Source organism: Streptomyces pratensis, from assembly GCF_016804005.1.
Lineage (GTDB): Bacteria > Actinomycetota > Actinomycetes > Streptomycetales > Streptomycetaceae > Streptomyces > Streptomyces pratensis_A.
This window is the reverse complement of the sequence record NZ_CP051486.1, coordinates 2,191,479-2,209,292: the sequence shown is the minus strand read 5'-3', so window position 1 is coordinate 2,209,292 and position 17,814 is coordinate 2,191,479. Positions and strand designations below refer to the sequence as shown.

Genomic DNA, 17,814 nt, shown 5'->3' with positions numbered 1-17,814 from the left:
AGGGCGGTGTGGCCGGCTGCGTGTCCGCGGGCGGCGGGGTCTCCGGCGGCGGGTCCGACGGCTGAGGTGGCGGTTCGGGCGGCGGTTCGGGTGGCGGTTCAGGAGGGCTCGGCGGCGGGGGCGGGGGTGTGGGCTCGGCGGGTGTCCCGCTCATGGCACCGGCGACGGCTTCGGGCCCTGCCACGGCGGCGGTCACACCTGGCAGAGTGAATGTGGCAGCCAGGCAGGACGCGCCGACGAGGCGGACGATGTGCCGCCGGGAGGTCTTGGGCATGATGGCTCCAGATGCTCGGGACGCGTTGTTCCGCCCTGGATCCGCTCGTGTCGGCCCGACGTCCGGAAATCCACAGCTCGACGGGCGCGAGGAAGACATAACCACCTTTGGCCCCCTCGTCACCTCCCGCAACTCGGGCGCACCACACCCCGACAGGAGCCGGTCGTCCGGGAGTTGTTCAATCGGAACCCATTGGACAGCCCATTGAAGTCATGGCCTGTCCACGCCCCTCGCACGTCGTGGGGCCACACCCACCCACCCACATCGTTGACATGCGCAGGATCAATCGCAATGCTGGGAGAGCGCTCTTTGCATCGATGTACATGTCGGTGGGAAGCGGGGAGCCGCTGCGGCCCGACCGTCGCCGCACCCTCTCCGGCACAATCCTGAACAGCCCCTGCCCGCCTCGCCGACGCCCTGCCCAGGTGCCGTGTCGGCGCGGTGGCCGACCATGGAGCGGGATGATGAAGCTTTCTCGTTGCCTCTCGGGCATCACCGCCTTCGCGCTGTCCGTCGTGCTCGCCGCAGCGATGTCCCTTTCCTCCGCCGAGTCCGCGCACGCCGGCCAGACCGGTCTGCGGGCCGCGGACCCCAGCGTGCTCCGCGTCGGCGCCACCTACGTCTCGGTGCAGTCGACCGGTGGCGGCATCGCCGTGCGTCGGGCCGCGTCGACGGATGCCCTCGCCTCTGCCCCCGCCCGCCAGGTCTGGTCGGACACCCGGGGTCTCGGCGAGGTCTGGGCCCCGGAGATCGTGAGGGACGGCGGGCGCTACTACGTCTACTTCGCGGCCGGCCGGGGTGCGGCCCACCGGATGTACGTCATCAGCTCGGCCTCACCCGACAGCGGGTACACCGCCGAGACGAAGCTCGCGCTCGCCGACGACAAGTGGGCCATCGACGGCACCCTGTTCACCTTCAACGGTCAGCGCTGGTTCGTCTGGTCCGGCTGGGCCGGCGACACCGACGTCGAACAGAACCTCTACATCACCCGGATGAGCAGCCCGACCACACCGACCGGCGCGCGGTACGTCATCTCGCAGCCGCGCGAGAGCTGGGAACGGGTCGTCGGCAACCCGTTCATCAACGAGGCCCCCGAGGCGATCAGAGATCCGAACGGGCAGCTGCACATCGTGTACTCCGCCAACGGCAGCTGGAGCGACCGGTACTGCATGGCAGACCTGCGGCTCCGGTCCGGCGGTGACCCCACGTACGTCTGGGACTGGTACAAGTCGAACGGCTGCCTGTTCGGCTCCCACCGCGCGACGATGATGGCCGGCTGGGACCCGACCCTGTACGTCGACGGGCCCGGTCACCACAGCTTCGTACTGCTCGACGGCGACATCGGTACGAGCCCTCCGGCCGGCCCTCGGTTCCCCCTGATGTACCACGCGGTCGCGAAGGGCACGCCGTACTCGTGGGCGAACAGGTTCTGGTACACGGGTACGTTCAGCTGGTGGGGCGACATCACCTACAGCCGCGCCAACGTCCCGGGCGCCCCCACCGACACCGGCTGGAGCCTCAAGTTCTTCGAGTGACACGGGCGGGAGGAAAAAGGTGTGGCCCCGCGCGCGGGTCCGGGGCTACGCTCCCGCCGATGACTACTCAACGTGCCTGCAGATTGGGGGTCCCGACCGCGCAAGGTGAGTGCTGATGCTCACCGGGACCGCGTTCGAGGATTCCCGCCTTTCCTTCTGGCTGCGCGTGCGCGAGATCGCCGTGCCGCCCCTCATGATCAAGACCGCGACGGCCCGACGTGCCGCCGGTGACTGGGCGGGAGCGTGCGCCGCCGCCGGATTCGACGTCGATCTCGACCTGCGTACCGTCGGGCGTGCCCACGGCGGCGACCTGGCCGGCCGCCTCCGGGCGGACCTGCGCAGGCTGGCCCCCGATCTGCTTCGGTGGCACATGCCCAGGACCGCGCCCGACGGCTTCCTGAGATCCGGTGCCACCGTCACGCTCGCCCGGTACGACGCCCCCGGGGACCCGCGCCCCGTGCACCTGGTCGTGCGCACCGCTCCCGCGTGGGCGGAAGCCGGGCAGCGCCTGAGTCTCGCCGTGTGGGACGGCCGGGCGTCGCCCGGGTACGGGGCGGGTCCGCACGGATACCGGGCCCCCGACCGGCGGTTCCGTCTGGATCTGCACCGCCATCTGTGGGACGCGAGCCGCAGCCATGAGCTGCGGGAGCGTTCCGGGGCCGACGTGCCGCACACGGGGCCCGCACCGCGATGGGCGCCGTCCGTACCGGACGCCGGACGGTTCGCGCTGGACCGGTGGGCCGCCGAGGCCGCGCTGCTGCTGAGCGCGGAGGGGCGTGACGCGGGAGGCCGGGTCGCCGTCCGGGTCGGCGGGCGCCGTCGCCTCCTCCTGGACGTGCGCACCTCCCCGGACGTCTCGGGGCCGGGCGGCGGATCACCGGTGGTGCGCTCCGCCGAGTTCTCACGGGCCGGTGCCTGTGCGGGACTTCCCGTCCTGCCCGATGCCGCGACGTGGGTCCTGCCCGACCTGGAGCTGCTGCGCGGCGGCTGGATCGCAGCCGACCGGCTGCACCCCCTGGTCGCGGCGGCTCTCGGTCCCGGGAGCCCGGGGCCCTCCGGCCCCGGCGCCGAAGCGGACGACGGTGCCGGGCCGCGCCTGGTGGAGTGCCGGGGCGCCTTGCACCGGATCGGCCTGGTGGACGGGGTGTTGCGCCCGCTGGACCACGATCCCGACGAGATCCGGCGGGAGGAACTGCTCGCCGCTCTCACCGGCACACCCCTCCCCTGCCTCCAGGTCATCGACATGGCGCACCGGCGGCCGGACTGCCTCACCGATGTCCGTGACCGGCTGGCCCACGGGGATTCCGCGGGCGCGCTGGCCCGGATCGAGAGCATGCTCGGTACCGAGGCACGGCTACGGGACGGCGACCTGCGCGACCTCCTCCACGACGCGGCCCGGGAGCGGGTGCGGCACGGCCTGTTCAGGGCCGGTCTCGCCGATCCGCGACCCAGGGAACCCGTGACCGGGCGGGAACGATTCCGGGTCGGGGTCCACCGCTCGCGCCCTCGGAACGCCGCCTACTTCTGACCGCGCCGGGCGCGGACGCGCCACGGTCTCCGACACCCCTCGGCCGGCCTTCCGGTCTTCCGCGCGCCCGCCACCGGAGCGCGGCCACCCTCGACGAACGCACAGGTGATGCCTCATGTCCACGTACACCCCCTTGCCCGAACACACGGGTACGTCCGCTCCGTCGCAGGCCGGGCCCGACGCCGCGCCCGCGGCTTCCACGGCCCCCGCCGCTGCCTCTCGGCTCGACGTGTCCGGCGCGCTGCTGGCCCTGCTGCGCGACACGACGACCGCTCCCCGTCCGGACCCACAGCTGGAGGCCCTCACCCTGGCCGTCTCGGCCGACCTTCCGGTGCTGCTGTGGGGCGAGCCCGGCATCGGCAAGACCGCCGCCCTCACCCAGCTCGCCACCACCCTGGACCTGCCGTTGACCACGGTGATCGCGAGCGTGCACGAGCCGTCGGACTTCTCCGGTCTCCCCGTCATCGGCGAGGACCCGGAGACGGACGGCGTGCCGATGGCACCGCCGGACTGGGCCGTCCGGCTCGTACGGGCGGGCCGCGGGCTGCTGTTCCTCGACGAACTGTCCACCGCCCCGCCCGCCGTGCAGGCGGCGCTGCTGCGTCTCGTACTGGAACGCCGGGTGGGCGCGCTGCGTCTGCCGCCGGGTGTCCGGATCGTTGCCGCCGCCAATCCCCGTTCGTCCGCCGCCGACGGCTGGGAGCTGAGCCCGCCGCTCGCCAACCGGTTCGTCCATCTCAAGTGGGTCCACGACGCCGACGTCGTGGTGCGGGGGCTGGGCGGGGTCTGGCCCCGGGCCACGCTGCCGGCACTCGACGCCGGCAGGCTGCCCGAAGCCGTGGCGCTCGCCCGCCGCGCGGTGTGCGGACTGCTGGGCGCGCGGCCCGCCCTCGTGCACCGGCTGCCCTCGGGCGAGACGCAGCGTGGTGGTGCGTGGCCGTCGCCGCGCAGCTGGGACATGGCGCTGTGCCTGACCGCCTTCGCGACCGCCGCCGACGCGTCGCGCGATGTCCTGTCGATGCTGGTCAGAGGCACGGTGGGGGACGGCCCCGGGCTGGAGTTCCTGGCCTACCTGGACAGGATGGACCTGCCGGACCCCGAGGACCTGCTGGCCGACCCCGGTGGTGCGGTCCTGCCCGGACGCGGTGACCTGCGGCAGGCGACGCTGGACGCGGTGGTCGCCGCCGTCCGCGCGCGCCCCGAGAGGGGTCGGTGGGACGCCGCCTGGGCGCTGCTGGCGAAGGCTGCCGAGACCGGTGCTCCTGACCTGCTGGTCGTACCGGCGACGACGCTCGCCACCCTGCGCCGGGACGACTGGGAGGTACCCGTGACGATCGAGGGGCTCGCCGGGGCGGTGTCCGTGTCGCAGCGGGCCGACCGGGCGAAGGTCCGGGCCCTCACCGTGACGAGGGCCGGCCGGTGAACGCCCCCGGCCCCGTGCCCGCGCGGGACGCCCCCGTGGGCACGCTGGACACCGGGAAGCTGTACGCCGCCCGGCTCCAGGCGGCCAGGGTGCGGCCGTACCTGGCGACGGCCCTGTTCGCCCTGCACCCCGTGGAGTCCCGCAGCGTGCCGACGATGGCAGTCGATCCGTACTGGAGGTGCTACGTGTCCCCCGGCTTCGTGGACCGCACCCCGGTGGAGGAGCTGGCCGGTGTGTGGGTGCACGAGGTGTCGCACCTGCTGCGCGACCACCACGGGCGCAGCGACCGCTACGCGCACCGGCACGAACTGCGCGGTCCGGCGGAGCGGCTGCGGATGAACATCGCGGCGGACTGCGAGATCAACGACGACGTCTTCGGCGACGGCCTGGTGGCGCCCGGGGGTGCTGTCGGTCCGGCGTCCTTGGGGCTCCAGGACGGCGAACTGATGGAGGACTACCTCCGCCAGTTCCGGCTCGGACCGCACACGGCCCACCTCGCGTGGCTGGAGTGCGGAAGCGGCGCGGACGGCCTTCCCCGCCCGTGGGACCTCGGCCCGGACGGGGCGCACGGGCTCAGCACGCAGGAGCGGGACGCGGTCCGGTTCCGGGTGGCCCAGGGCATCGTGGGCCACCCGGGGAACGCACCCGCCGGGTGGCGACGGTGGGCGGAGGAGGCGTTCCACCCACCGCAGCCCTGGCGGGAGTTGCTGGGTGCGGCGCTGCGGGCGGCGGCATCCGCTCCCGGCACGGGCGAGGACTACGTGTACGGCAGGCCGGCGCGCCGTTCGGCTGCGGTTCCCGGCGTCGTCCTTCCGAGTCTGCGGCGCCGGCCCGCACGGGTCGTCGTGGTGATCGACACGTCCGGATCGGTCAGCGACGCCGAGCTGGGCAGCGCGCTGCTGGAGGTGGCGGCGATCTCACGGGCCGTGGGCGGCCGCCGCGACCTCGTCGGCGTACTGCCGTGCGACGCGGCGGCCGGCCAGGTCCGTCCCCTCTGCGGCGGCGCGCAGGGCGTCGAGCTGCTCGGCGGCGGGGGCACCGATCTGCGTACGGGCTTCGCCCGGGCGCTGGAATCCCGTCCCCGCCCGGACGTCGTGGTGGTGCTGACCGACGGCCAGACACCGTGGCCCTCCAGGCGCCCGCCGTGCCGGACGGTGGTGGGCGTGTTCGGCCGGCACCACGGGCGCTCGTCCTACGACGAATCCGATCCTGAGTACGTCCCGGCCGGGCCGCCCGCGTGGGCACGGGTGGTGACCATCGGATAGGCGGCCCCGCAGCCCGTCGCCGGGGGCGGTCCGCCGGTGTCCGTGGGCTCAGTGGTTCCGTTCGAGGAGGCGGCCCTTGGGCTCCGCGAGGATGCCGTCGCCGAGGATGCGTTCGCCGCGCAGCCAGGTGGAGGTGACGACACCGCGCAGGGTCCTGCCCGCGTACGCGGTGACCCGGTTGCGGTGCTCCAGCCCGGCGGGGTCGACGGTGAAGACCGCGTCGGGGTCGAGGACGGCGAAGTCGGCGTCCCGGCCTGTCTCGATCGCACCCTTCCTGTCGAGGCCGGCGAGCCGGGCGGGCCCCGCGGACATCCATCGGACGACGTCCTCCAGACCGTGGCCACGGCGGCGCGCCTCGGTCCAGACGGCGGGCAGGCCGAGCTGCAGCGAGGAGATACCGCCCCAGGCGGAGGCGAAGTCGGGGGTCTTGAGGTCTGCGGTGGAGGGCGAGTGGTCGGAGACGACGCAGTCGATCGTCCCGTCGGCAAGCCCCGCCCACAGGGCGTCCTGGTTGGCGGCCTCCCGGATCGGCGGGCAGCACTTGAACTCGGTCGCACCGTCCGGGACCTCCTCGGCGGTCAGGGTGAGGAAGTGCGGGCAGGACTCGACGGTGACCCGGACCCCCTCCGCCTTGGCCGCGGCGATCAGCGGCAGCGCGTCCGAGGAGGACAGGTGCAGCACGTGGACACGGGCGTTCAGCCGGCGGGCCTGGGCGATCAGGTTCCCGATCGCCGTGTTCTCGGCGTCGCGTGGCCGGGAGGCGAGGAAGTCGGCGTACTTCCCGCCGCTCCGCTGCGGGGCCGCGGCCAGGTGGTGCGGGTCCTCCGCGTGCACGATCATCAGACCGTCGAAGCCGGCGATCTCGGCGAGGGAGCTCGCGAGCTGTTCCTGATCGAGCTCGGGGAACTCGTCCACTCCGGAGGGCGACAGGAAGCACTTGAAGCCGTGGACGCCTGCTCCGTGCAGCGGCCGCAGGTCCTTGACGTTGTCGGGCAGCGCGCCGCCCCAGAAACCTACGTCGACGTGCGCCTTGGGACGTGCGACCTCCTGCTTGACCCGCAGGTGCTCGACCGTCGTGGTCGGCGGCAGCGAGTTCAGGGGCATGTCGAGGAGGGTGGTGATGCCTCCGGCGGCGGCTGCGCGGGTGGCGGTCCAGAAGCCCTCCCACTCGGTGCGGCCGGGGTCGTTCACATGGACGTGGGTGTCGACGAGACCGGGCAGTACGACCTGTTCACCGACGTCCTCGAGACGGGCACCGGCCGGCACCTCGGCGTCGTACGGCAGCACCGCGACGATCGTTCCGCCGGCGACGGCTATCGACGCGGGGCGCGTCCCTTCGGGGGTGATGACGCGCGTGGAGCGCAACACCAGCTGTACGTCGGGCACGGCTGACCCTCCTCTTCCGGAATTGTTCCTGATGTGGGCCCGACGGAGCGGCCGGGCCTCTCCTGCGTGATCCGTTTCAGCGTGTCCGCGGGGGCCAGTTGATGATTCGCTTGGGGCGCGGCGGCGCGTACGTGCGCACCTTCGAGGTGGTCAGCCCGAGACGGACGAGGGACTCGGCGATCGTCACCGCGGCGCTCACACCGTCGACGACCGGGACCCCGGTGCGTTCGACGACGCGTTCGGTCAGTCCGGACATGCCGCCGCACCCCAGGCAGATCACCTCGGCCCGGTCGGTCTCCACGGCCTGGGCCGCCTGCTCGACGATGGCGTCGACAGCCGCCTCCTCGTCCCGCTCGAGGTCCAGCACGGCCAGCCCGCTGGCCCGCACGGAGGCGCAGCGCGCACTGAGGCCCGCGGTGTGGAGGCGCTCCTCGATCAACGGGACCGTGCGGTCGAGGCTGGTGACGACGGAGTAACTGCGCCCGAGGAACTGGGCGGTGCTCGCGGCCGCCTCGGTGATGTCGACGACCGGGACGTCGAGCAGTTCCTGGAGCCCTTCCCGGCCGTGCTCGCCGTAGCCGGCCTGGATCACGGCGTCGAACGGTCCCGGATGGGCACGGACCGCCTCCATCACGGCGACGGCGGCGAGATAGCTCTCGTAGTTGCCTTCGACGGACTCGGCCCCGAAGGAGGGGGTCAGCGGGACGATCTCGGTGCCGGGCGACGCGGCGGCGGCCGCCTGCTCGCCGATCGAGTCGGTGATCGACTGTGTGGTGTTGACGTTGACGACGAGGATGCGCATGCCACGGCCTTCGGTTCGGTGGTTCATTCGGCGTCGACGGCGATCGCCTCGCCGTCGACGTCCTTGATCTGCCTGGCACGGTCCGCGATGACCGCGTACAGCACGGCTGCGAGGAACGCGCCCACGAACCAGGAGAATCCGGCCGCGGCGTGGAAGTAGGGCACAAGGGCGACGACGACGGCGACGGCCGCGGCGGGGACGAAGGCCGCGACCGCGCGGGGATTGAATCCTCGGCTGTAGTGGTACTCGCCCTGGGGGTCCTCGCTGTAGAGGTCGGGCACGTTGACCCGGGACTTCCGCAGCAGCCAGTAGTCCGCCATGATCACGCCGAAGAGCGGTCCGAGGAGGGCTCCGAGCCCACCGAGGAAGTAGTTCACGATGACCGGGCTGTTGTAGAGGTTCCACGGCAGGATCACCAGCCCGACGACCGCGCTCACCACACCCGCCCGGCGGAAGTTCAGCCGGCGCGGGAAGAGGTCGATGAGCGCGTAGATCGGCGCGACGAAGTTGGCCAGCAGGTTCACCGCGACGGTGAGGGCGATGAGGGCGAGCGAGGCGGTCACCAGGAGGAACATGTTCGGGATCGTCCGGACGATGTCCGTGGGGCTGGTGATGACGTGTCCGTCGAGCTTGAACTGCGCCCCGCTGAGGACCACCACGATGACCGCGAAGAAGAGCATGTTGAGCGGGATCCCGGTCACGTTGCCGCGGACTATGGAGCCGCGGCTCCTGGCCGACCGGGTGAAGTCGCAGAAGTTCAGCACGAACGTCCCGTAGATCACCACCCACAACGCGGCGGCCTGAAGGATCTGCAGCCACATGTCTCCGCCCGTGAGCGGCGCGTCGACGGACAGGGAGATCGATCCGTCCGCGCGGACGAACATCCAGACCGCGAGGGCGAGCATGGTGATCAGGGTGGTGGGCGCGGCGAAGGCCATGTACCTCCGGATCATCTGCATCCCGTAACTCACGATGAGGAGCTGGAGCGCCCACAACGCGAGGAAGGAGATCCAGCCGAGGGTCGACTGACCGAGCAGGGAGTTCGAGTCCAGACCGCGGAGGCCGGGGAACATCGCGATGAGCAGGGCGCTCAGGACGGCGGAGGCCAGGTAGGTCTGGATGCCGAACCAGGCGATGGCGACGATGCCCCGGACGGCGGCCGGTATCTTCGCGCCCCTGATGCCGAACGCGATGCGGCTCATGACCGGGAAGGGGACGCCCGTCTTGTGCCCCATGAACCCGGACAGCGTCAGCAGCAGGAAGAGCAGCACCGACGCGAGCGCGAAGGCCGCCAGGATGCCCCACACGTTCAGGCCGAGCGCGAAGAGGCCGATGGCGAAGGCGTAGTTGCCGAGGCTGTGGACGTCGTTGGCCCAGAGCGTGAAGACGTTGTAGGCGCCCCACCGGCGCCCTTGCTTCTTCGTCGGGGCCAGGTCGTAGGTGTACAGGACGGAACTTGTGGTTCCGGTGTCCCCTGCCACCCGGGTGTCCTTGCCGGCTCCGGTGTCCCCGGTGGCCGTCTCGGGCGGCCGGTCCTCCACAGCAGTCATCGATCGGCCCTCGAGTATTCGCTAGGGGTCGCAACGAGGCCTGTCGATGGGCTACTTCGGGAGAAGGCTGCGCACCACGGGCCCCGGCGACCGAGAGAGGTTCAGAGGTTTCCACAAAGTGGAAGTTGATTTCCGCAAAACAAAACGTAGTTTTCACCGAAGCCCAGCGTCAAGGGTTGAGGGCGGGCAACTTCGATGCGGACACAGCACCTGCACGGGATGCACAACACCCAGGTCAGGTGACGTACGGGCGGTGGGGCCAGGAGTGGCGGGGTGACGGGGGCCGTGCGCCCGTCACGGCCGTACACCGGGCGCGCCCACCGGGCATCGCACTGGTCTCCGGACAGGAGATCGACCGGCTCGTCGACAGCTCCCGAAGCAGTCGCCCGGAAGCCTCCCGCCGCCCGGGGCCTGTGGCGCCGCCCGGGCGGCGTCCCGACCCACTGGTCGGGACCGAAGCCTCCCGGCGGTCAGAGGCCGGTGATCAGGCCGTCGAGCGGGGCGGGCACGCGGTCGGGGTCGAGGGCCTCGACGAGGACGCGGCCGTAGCGGATCTTGCGCCCCTTCTTCGTGCCGAGGAAGCGCCGCAACTGCTGCTGCGAGGTGCGGCCCCGCTGCGCGGGCTGGTTCAGGAAGGTCTGCAGGGCGCGCAGGTCGCCTTCCGCCTCGACGAGCTCCTCCACCCGCCTCACCCCGAGTGCGCGGATGAGCTCGTCCTCCAGATCCGCCGCGCAGACGAAGAACGTGTCCTGTACCGCGCCGGCCCGTTCCAGCCCGCGGGTGTAGAAGGGGCGCTCCGCCTCGTCGCACAGCCCCGTGAGGCGGATGCCCAAGCCGGGCGGTCCGAGGATGTGCGCGAAGCGCCCGACGCTCATGGCACCACCCATGGAGAGGACGCAGACACCTTCGGCCGCCAGGTCCCGGCCGCGGCTCGCGGCCAGTGCGCCTACCGCTGCGGCATCGCTCGGCCCTTCGAGCAGGACGGCCACCCGGACGGACAGCCTCGCGGCCATCTCACGCGCGGGCTCACCGGGTCCGCCGGCCGCCCACGCGGTGACCGCTTCCCGGAACGACCCCATGTCAGCCATGGGACGAGTCTCCGCCATTCCCGGCCTCCGCGACAGGGAGTTTCAGTGGGCGGCCGGGTGAGCCACGGTCCACCGGACCGGTGGTCCCGTCCCCCGGCCCGCCCGACGACAGGGCCGGGCCGCCGGCAACTCAGCGCGCGGAAACTCCTCGTGCACACCCTTGAGCCTGGGCCCGGGACCGCCCAGCGCCGGCCGATATCCCGTCGGCACGCTCACGATCAGTCCGGCACCCAGCTGTGACCGCAGCCTGGAGACCAGCACCTGGACCGCCTTGGACGGCCGCTCCGGACGTGCGTCCGGCCACAGGCCCTCCACGAGCCGACGGGTGCTGCATCCGGCCCGCAGGTCGACGGCGAGCAGCGCCAGCAGCCCGCGCAGCCGGGGCGCGGTGATCTCCCGCCCTTGGCAGGCCACGCGGGGCAGCAGGATCAGCTCGAGGGTCACCCGTGCAGACCAGGCCGTGTCCGCCGTGCGGCGGTCCGGAGCGGACCGGCAAGGGCCGGCGGTGCCCCCGCACGAGGCCCGGGTGTGAAGCGAGGGGCCGCGAACACGCCTGTTCCGCATGCCGGTTCGCGGCGTGCGCACATGGAGACGCCCCTCCCCGCCCGTCAGACGAAGTGGCCCTCCGCGTCCTCCTGGTCGCCGGTCATCAGACTGGAGAGGGCCTGGATCTCGTCGTGGCCGAGAAAATAGGGTCCGGTGTGGTGCAGGTAGAAGAAGCGCCCGGTGTCGTCCAGCAGGACGATGCCGTTCTCGGTCGTCTCCCAGCCCACGGGGAAGAGCCTGCGCCCCAGATTCCGCGCCAGTTCGACGACGAGCCCGGCGTCGCCCTCGTAGCCGAACGTGGGATCGGCCCGGAACTTCCTCTCCGGGGCCCGCGGCATGGGGAGCTCCAGACCGACGTACGACGACACGAAACGGTGGACCTGGTCCCAGGGCAGCAGCGGACAGCCCTGGGACGCGGAGCCGCGTACCCGGACCGCGATCAGCCGCTCGGCCTCCGCCTCGTTCTCCCTTCCCGGATACCAGCCGTTGGCCAGCAGCCAGGCCTCGATCTCTTCCCGAGGACGTTGTTGTCTCATCGCGTTCCCTCGGTCGGAGGATCGGAGGCAGGCCGTGCGGGCCGGCTCCTGGTGTTCCAGCGGGAAGTCCGTGACCGCGCTCCCCCACATGATGAACGGCACGAAGTCGGCCTGTGGTCCGGGGGGTTCGGTCCGCCTTCGAGCGGGTCGCGTTCACCTGTGTGCACCGGCCTCCGTGGGACGGCCGACCCGGTCGCACGGGTCATGGGCGGGCAGGACGTCCGCCACGCCACGCGGTTCGCCCGGCCGAGGGCCTCAGTCCCTGCGGTCGCGCTCCTGTTCCAGCAGCGCTTCGAGATCGTGGAGCCGGTCAAGTCCCCGGACGGCCTGGGACATCCGCGCGTTGTGCTCGAACCGCTCGCGGTGGCGGTGCAGCAGATTCCAGTATCCGGCGGTGAAGGGGCAGGCGTCCTCACCCACACGTACGGACGGCTTGAACCGGCAGGGGCCGCAGAGGTCGCTCATGCGGTCGATGTAGGCACCGCCGGACGTGTAGGGCTTGGTGGTCATCCGGCCGCCGTCCGCGTACTGGGACATGCCCACCACGTTCGGGACCATGACCCAGTCGTAGCCGTCGACGAAGCTGCGGTGGAACCAGTCGGTGACGGCCTGGGGATCCCACCCCCGCTGCAGGGCGAAGCTGCCCAGGATCATGAGCCGTGGAATGTGGTGTGTCCAGCCTGTCGCTCTCACCTGCTCCAGGACGTGGGAGAGGCAGTTCGCCCCGGTCGCGTCGGGGGACAGCTCGGTGAACCACTCGGGCAGCGGCTCAAGATGCCCCAGGGCGTTGCTCGTGCGGTAGCTCGGACCGAAGTACCAGTAGACGTGCCAGACGAACTCGCGCCATCCGGCGATCTGTCTCACGAACCCCTCGGCGCTGTTGAGCGGCACGTCCCCGGACCGCCATCGTGCCTCGGCCCGTTCGACGCATTCCGCGGGATCGAGCAGGCCGAGGTTGAGCGACGACGAGAGCAGACTGTGGCTCATCGTCGCGTCCTCGGCGAGAACCGCGTCCTCGTACGCCCCGAACGTGGCGAGCCGGTGCTCCACGAAGCGGCGGAGCGCGGAGAGTGCCTCCCGGCGCGTGGCGGGGAACCTGCGCGGCGCGTCCTCACCGACGAACTCGACGTCACCGTCGCGCGACCAGCGGTCGAGGTCCGACCGCACCTCGGCGTCGATGTCGCTCTCCCGGGGCCGGTAGGGCGCCGGGACGCCAAGGCCGGTGGCACCGCGTGGCGGGGGCTGCCGGTTGTCGTGGTCCAGGTTCCACCGGCCGCCCGCAGGACGGTCGCCCTCCATCAGCAGGTCGTGGCTCCGGCGGACCCATCGGTAGAAGTCCTCCTGGCGAAGGTGCTCGGTACCCCGGCCGTCCGCCCAGTCCTTGAACTCGTCGTGCGTCACGAGAAAGCCGCGCGCCGGCAGCACGCGTACGGAGGGCTGCGCGCGCACGAAGGCCCTCGCCGCCCGGGACGTGGGGTGGTGCACGGTCACAGGGCCGTCTCCGGCCCCTTCGCGCAGACCCTGACGGTAGGTGTCCGCCTTGACGTACCGCACACGGTCACCGAGCTCGGCGGCCCGGTGACGCATCGCCGAGAGGACCAGATGGGCCTTAGCGCGATGGAACCGACGGCGCCGGAAGACGCCGCGGGACTCGATCATCAGCAGCGGGGCGTCGCGGCGCGGTCCGCCCCGCGCCGGATCGATGAAATGAGGGCCGAGCTGATCGCCGAACAGCCAATGGGGTGTGCCGGACTCTTCATCGGTCATACCGAGTACTCCGTCGACGAACTGTTGCCTGCCTGCGCGCCGCGCGACGCGGCACCGCTTTCCCTCACCGATCAAAGCCCACGCCGGCGCGGGGAGTACCCCGCACACGCCGGACACCGCGCTTCTCGATCATGTGCGGCCCGGGAGCACCGCCCGGCGAGGTGCCGGCCTGGTGGATGACCGCGGCATCGCCGTTCCCGCGAGGTCCGGGTCCGGCGCGTCGTCCTGACGGGCCGGACGCGCCGCACACCGCTTCCCGCGCTGCCGTCAGCCGTGCCCAGGCGTCAGTAGGGCAGGCCCTCGGAGGCCGCGCGCAGGGCGGCGAGCAGGCACGTGGCCATCTCGTCGCCCGCCGCCTCGGAATCCTCCGCGTACCGGCGGGCGAAGTCCTCCGCCGCCGCGCGCAGTGCGCCGTTGATGGTCGCGGCGTGCACCCTGATGCGCAGGTCGTCGGCGCCGGCGCCGGTCCGCCGGGCGAGGAGTTCTCCGAGGACGGGCAGAGCGTCGTCGTGGGCCTGGAGCCAGACGGCCCGCAGAGCGGGGTCTGTGGAGGTCATGCGGATCAGGTCGAGGATGACGGGGGCCGCGGGCGGCAGTTCGCCGTCCCTGCAGGACTCCGTGACGAAGTCCAGCAGCGCCGTCTCCGGCGGCCAGTGACTCAACTGGTCCACGGCGGACTCGAGCCCCACGGTGAGCAGCGGCAGGACGCAGCTCTCCTTGGTCGGGAAATGGCGCCACAGTGTCCGGGAGGATATGCCCACGGCCCGGGCGATCTGCTCGCCCGTCGTGCCGGTGACGCCTTGCGAGGTGAACAGCCGGACGGCCTCGGTGGCGATCTCCAGGCGGAGAGCCGCCTTGCGCCTCTCGGCGAGCGTAGGCCTGGCATCTGTCCGCGTCATCTGCCCGCGTATCGCGGACGGCGCTTCGCGCACCCTCGCCCCCGCTCTTTGTCCCTGGTGACCCGCAGCATAGCGAGCCGTCCGAAAATGGCGCACGCAGACGTCTTGTCCCTCAGTGACACACAGACCTACGCTGCCGTAAGTGACCAGCGAGTAACACCGCTGTTCCGCAAGGCATTCGGCGTACGCCGACCGCAACGGACGAGAACGGACACCACCGGCCCGCCCGAGGGTCTCGGCGACCTCACCGACACGAATTCCCTGGCCTGCAACACCTGGCACCCACCGGGCGGCGCACCGATGGGCACCGTCCGCGACCTGGAGGGCCACGTCCTGGGCAGACGCGGCCTCCACGTCCTCGACGGTGCGCTGATCCCCGGCACGACCGGCGCCCACGCCCCCTCCATGACCATCGCCGCCGTGGCCGATCGGGCGATGGCCTCCATCACCGCCCACGACACCGACACCGACACCGCCCACGACACCGACACCGCCCACGACATCGACATCGACATCGACACGATCATCCGACCGACGGACGAGGAGCACACCGTGAGCCGCAAGAGAATCGGATCCCGTTCCACCCGCACCACCGCCCCGGCGACCGGCCGAGGCGGCAAGGCCGGGCTGCGCCTCCTGGCCGCGACCGTGGCCGCCGGCACGGTCTGCGCGGGCCTGTATGCCGCACCGGTCTCCGCTGCGACGCCCGATCCCGTCGTCTCGCGCGGGGTCACCATCCCCGCCTTCTACACCCCGCCGACGGAACTGCCCGCCACGAACGGCGCGTTGATCCGCACCGAGGCCCTGCCGCTCGGTCTGAGCATCCCCGGCCTGGACGGCCGGCCGATGCCGGGAACGGCGACCCGCCTGATGTACCGGTCCACCGATTCGGCCGGGCTGCCCGTCGCCGTGACCGGCGCCTACATCGAGCCGACGGCCGCGTGGAAGGGTGCCGGACCACGCCCTCTGGTCGCGGTGGCCTCGGGCACCATGGGCCAGGGCGACCAGTGCGCGCCGTCCTTCGCCCTGCAGAACCCACTCACACTCAACGGCGACACGGTGTCCGTGGGCTACGAGGCCCTGGCCATCTACCGGCTCCTGGCCACCGGCGCGGCGGTCGTCGTCACCGACTACGTCGGCCTGGGCACCACCGACCGCCTCCACACCTACGTCAACCGCCTCGACCAGGCACACGCCCTGCTGGACGCGGCCCGCGCCGCCCGCGCCGTCCCCGGGGCGTCGGTCACCACGGCTTCGAGAACCGGACTGTACGGCTACAGCCAGGGCGGCGGCGCCAGCGCAGCCGCAGCCGAACTCCAGCCCTCGTACGCGCCCGACGTGCCGCTCGCGGGAACCTACGCCGGCGCACCACCGGCGGATCTGACCTCGGTGATGAAGGGCATCGACGGCAGTGCGCTCGCCGGTGCGCTGGCCTGGTCGATCAGCGGATTCGCCCAGGCCGACCCCGACCTGCGCGCGGTCGTCGAGGCGAACGTCAGCGCAACCGGGAAGGCGGCTCTCGCGGACGCGTCGACCATGTGCGTCGGTGACGCGCTCTTCGGCTACGGCTTCACCAAGAGCAGCAGGTGGACCACCAGCGGCAAGTCCATCGGGGAGGTCATCGCGGCGGAGCCACGGGCACAGGCCGCACTCGACAAGCAGCGCATCGGGACGCTCAAGCCGGCCGGCCCGGTGCGTCTGGCCACCGGTGTCCAGGACGACATCGTCCCCCACTCGCAGGCCAGGCAGCTGGCCGTCGACTGGTGCCGCAAGGGTGCCGACGTCACGTACGACGCCATCGTGCTGCCGAACCTGGGCGACAAGATCCTCACCAACCACCTCGTGCCGCTGATCACCGACCAGGGCAAGGCAGTCTCCTGGCTGACCGACCGGCTCGCCGGCAAGCCCGCCACGTCCAACTGCCGGACGATGCCCGTCCAGCTCTGACCCCACGTCGTCCACACGGACCGGTCGCGTCCACCGGAGCAACGCCCCGGTGGACGCGAGGACCGTGCTGGACCCGGCCGCACGGCTGGACTCAGCGGCGCTCGACGCGTTCGCCGCGTTCGCCTCGGAGTCCCGCCGTCCGCACCGCCCGGGTGACGGCCGGCCACGCGGGGAGGGGCCGTCCGTCCCACCGCCCGTCCCTCTCGATACAGCATGCCTCGACCGTCTTCACCCCTCGGCCTCATCGCGACCGGTCGGCGGGCCGGGGTGGGACGGGCCGGGGCGTCCTGTCGGCCGACGAGATGACGAAACCCTCCACCCGGGTGAATTCGCCCTGATATGCGCACTTCTGTGAGGCGTCTTAGCCTGCTCGTACTGCTGGGTGGTCGACGGCCGGTGCGGCCGGCGGAGGGCGAGCTCTTATGGCTGAGCGACGTATGAAATCAGGATTGCCGGGCGAACTGTCGGCCGAGTTCGCGGGCACGATGATCCTCATTCTCTTCGGGTGCGGTGTGGTGGCCCAGGTGGCGGCCGGCGGGGCTCTGACGGATCCGCCCGGCGGCCTCGGGGACCACGACAGCATCGCCTGGGCGTGGGGCCTGGGCGTCACGCTCGGCGTCTACGTGGCGGCGCGGCTGAGTGGTGCCCATCTCAATCCGGCGGTGACCGTCTCACTCGCCGCCTTCAAGGGGTTCCCGTGGAGCAAGGTCGCTCCGTACGTGTTGGCCCAGACGGCCGGGGCGTTCGTCGCCGCCCTCCTCGTACGCTGGAACTACAGCGAGGCACTGGCGAAGGCCGACCCCGGACACACCGTCAAGACGCAGACCGTGTTCTCCACGCTCCCCGCCAACGGCAACCCCGCCCTGCCGGTCCACGAATGGGGCGCCTTCCGCGACCAGGTCATCGGCACCGCCATCCTGCTGCTGCTGATCATGGCCGTCACCGACATGCTGAACACGCCGCCGGGTGCGAACCTGGCTCCGTTCGTCATCGGCCTCATCGTGGTCGCGATCGGCATGGCCTGGGGGACCAACGCGGGCTACGCGATCAACCCGGCCCGTGACTTCGGCCCGCGGCTGGCGAGCTTCATCACCGGGTACGGCGGAGCATGGCGTGATCAGTACGGAAATCTGTACTTCTGGGTCCCCATCGTGGGCCCGCTGCTCGGCGGGCTGCTCGGCGCGGGTCTGTACAAGGGACTCGTCGGCCGGTTCCTGCCGTCCGCGGAACCCGAGCCGCCGGGCCGGGTACCGACAACCGAAGACTGA

The 17,814-nt window shown here is 71.8% G+C and carries 13 protein-coding genes and 1 pseudogene; 6 read left to right on the top strand and 8 right to left on the bottom strand.

Features of this window, described 5'->3' with window-relative positions:
- The first annotated feature begins 738 nt into the window (after positions 1 to 738).
- The 4 genes from HED23_RS09655 to HED23_RS09640 all read left to right on the top strand — a co-directional run bounded on the left by HED23_RS09655 (position 739) and on the right by HED23_RS09640 (position 6,025).
- Positions 739 to 1,809: a glycoside hydrolase family 43 protein gene (locus tag HED23_RS09655; protein WP_203187426.1), complete on the top strand. Its 1,071-nt coding sequence runs from the start codon at positions 739 to 741 to the stop codon at positions 1,807 to 1,809.
- A gap of 115 nt (positions 1,810 to 1,924) precedes the next feature.
- Positions 1,925 to 3,337 carry a hypothetical protein gene (locus HED23_RS09650; RefSeq protein ID WP_203182987.1) on the top strand — a complete coding sequence of 471 codons (1,413 nt, stop codon included), beginning with the start codon at positions 1,925 to 1,927 and terminating at the stop codon, positions 3,335 to 3,337.
- A 115-nt stretch (positions 3,338 to 3,452) separates the two neighbouring features.
- Positions 3,453 to 4,760, top strand: a complete 1,308-nt coding sequence (locus tag HED23_RS09645) for an AAA family ATPase (RefSeq protein WP_238441898.1) — start codon at positions 3,453 to 3,455, stop codon at positions 4,758 to 4,760.
- A 14-nt stretch (positions 4,761 to 4,774) separates the two neighbouring features.
- Positions 4,775 to 6,025, top strand: coding sequence for a DUF2201 family putative metallopeptidase (locus tag HED23_RS09640; RefSeq protein WP_203187425.1), 1,251 nt, complete (start codon positions 4,775 to 4,777; stop codon positions 6,023 to 6,025).
- A gap of 48 nt (positions 6,026 to 6,073) precedes the next feature.
- On the opposite strand, the gene allB is transcribed toward HED23_RS09640, so the two are convergent.
- From allB to HED23_RS09600, 8 genes and pseudogenes are all read right to left on the bottom strand, one after another.
- On the bottom strand, positions 6,074 to 7,411 hold the full coding sequence (gene allB / locus HED23_RS09635) for an allantoinase AllB (RefSeq protein WP_203182986.1): 1,338 nt from the start codon (positions 7,409 to 7,411) through the stop codon (positions 6,074 to 6,076).
- Positions 7,412 to 7,487: 76 nt separating this feature from the next.
- The gene (locus HED23_RS09630) at positions 7,488 to 8,213 is read right to left on the bottom strand and encodes an aspartate/glutamate racemase family protein (protein ID WP_203182985.1); all 726 of its coding nucleotides are present in this window, start codon (positions 8,211 to 8,213) and stop codon (positions 7,488 to 7,490) included.
- Between the two features lie 23 nt (positions 8,214 to 8,236).
- Positions 8,237 to 9,763, bottom strand: coding sequence for an NCS1 family nucleobase:cation symporter-1 (locus tag HED23_RS09625; protein WP_238441897.1), 1,527 nt, complete (start codon positions 9,761 to 9,763; stop codon positions 8,237 to 8,239).
- Positions 9,764 to 10,233: 470 nt separating this feature from the next.
- On the bottom strand, positions 10,234 to 10,851 hold the full coding sequence (locus HED23_RS09620; protein ID WP_203182984.1) for a TOPRIM nucleotidyl transferase/hydrolase domain-containing protein: 618 nt from the start codon (positions 10,849 to 10,851) through the stop codon (positions 10,234 to 10,236).
- A 183-nt stretch (positions 10,852 to 11,034) separates the two neighbouring features.
- Positions 11,035 to 11,295, bottom strand: a pseudogene (locus HED23_RS09615) (hypothetical protein); the annotation flags it as partial.
- A 164-nt stretch (positions 11,296 to 11,459) separates the two neighbouring features.
- The gene (locus HED23_RS09610; RefSeq protein WP_203182983.1) at positions 11,460 to 11,933 is read right to left on the bottom strand and encodes an SUKH-3 domain-containing protein; all 474 of its coding nucleotides are present in this window, start codon (positions 11,931 to 11,933) and stop codon (positions 11,460 to 11,462) included.
- A 255-nt stretch (positions 11,934 to 12,188) separates the two neighbouring features.
- The gene (locus tag HED23_RS09605; protein WP_203182982.1) at positions 12,189 to 13,700 is read right to left on the bottom strand and encodes a cryptochrome/photolyase family protein; all 1,512 of its coding nucleotides are present in this window, start codon (positions 13,698 to 13,700) and stop codon (positions 12,189 to 12,191) included.
- A 284-nt stretch (positions 13,701 to 13,984) separates the two neighbouring features.
- Positions 13,985 to 14,599, bottom strand: a complete 615-nt coding sequence (locus HED23_RS09600; RefSeq protein ID WP_203182981.1) for a TetR/AcrR family transcriptional regulator — start codon at positions 14,597 to 14,599, stop codon at positions 13,985 to 13,987.
- Positions 14,600 to 14,686: 87 nt separating this feature from the next.
- Here HED23_RS09600 and HED23_RS09595 point away from each other — a divergent pair, with 87 nt between their 5' ends.
- On the top strand, positions 14,687 to 16,546 hold the full coding sequence (locus HED23_RS09595) for a lipase family protein (RefSeq protein ID WP_274383002.1): 1,860 nt from the start codon (positions 14,687 to 14,689) through the stop codon (positions 16,544 to 16,546).
- A gap of 422 nt (positions 16,547 to 16,968) precedes the next feature.
- Positions 16,969 to 17,814, top strand: coding sequence for an MIP/aquaporin family protein (locus HED23_RS09590; protein WP_203182979.1), 846 nt, complete (start codon positions 16,969 to 16,971; stop codon positions 17,812 to 17,814).

Coding starts and splice junctions, on each gene's coding strand:
- HED23_RS09655 (WP_203187426.1), top strand. CDS start 739: ATGAAGCTTTCTCGTTGCCTCTCGGGCATCACCGCCTTCGCGCTGTCC.
- HED23_RS09650 (WP_203182987.1), top strand. CDS start 1,925: ATGCTCACCGGGACCGCGTTCGAGGATTCCCGCCTTTCCTTCTGGCTG.
- HED23_RS09645 (WP_238441898.1), top strand. CDS start 3,453: ATGTCCACGTACACCCCCTTGCCCGAACACACGGGTACGTCCGCTCCG.
- HED23_RS09630 (WP_203182985.1), bottom strand. CDS start 8,213: ATGCGCATCCTCGTCGTCAACGTCAACACCACACAGTCGATCACCGAC.
- HED23_RS09625 (WP_238441897.1), bottom strand. CDS start 9,763: ATGACTGCTGTGGAGGACCGGCCGCCCGAGACGGCCACCGGGGACACC.
- HED23_RS09620 (WP_203182984.1), bottom strand. CDS start 10,851: ATGGCTGACATGGGGTCGTTCCGGGAAGCGGTCACCGCGTGGGCGGCC.
- HED23_RS09610 (WP_203182983.1), bottom strand. CDS start 11,933: ATGAGACAACAACGTCCTCGGGAAGAGATCGAGGCCTGGCTGCTGGCC.
- HED23_RS09605 (WP_203182982.1), bottom strand. CDS start 13,700: ATGACCGATGAAGAGTCCGGCACACCCCATTGGCTGTTCGGCGATCAG.
- HED23_RS09600 (WP_203182981.1), bottom strand. CDS start 14,599: ATGACGCGGACAGATGCCAGGCCTACGCTCGCCGAGAGGCGCAAGGCG.
- HED23_RS09595 (WP_274383002.1), top strand. CDS start 14,687: ATGGCGCACGCAGACGTCTTGTCCCTCAGTGACACACAGACCTACGCT.
- HED23_RS09590 (WP_203182979.1), top strand. CDS start 16,969: ATGGCTGAGCGACGTATGAAATCAGGATTGCCGGGCGAACTGTCGGCC.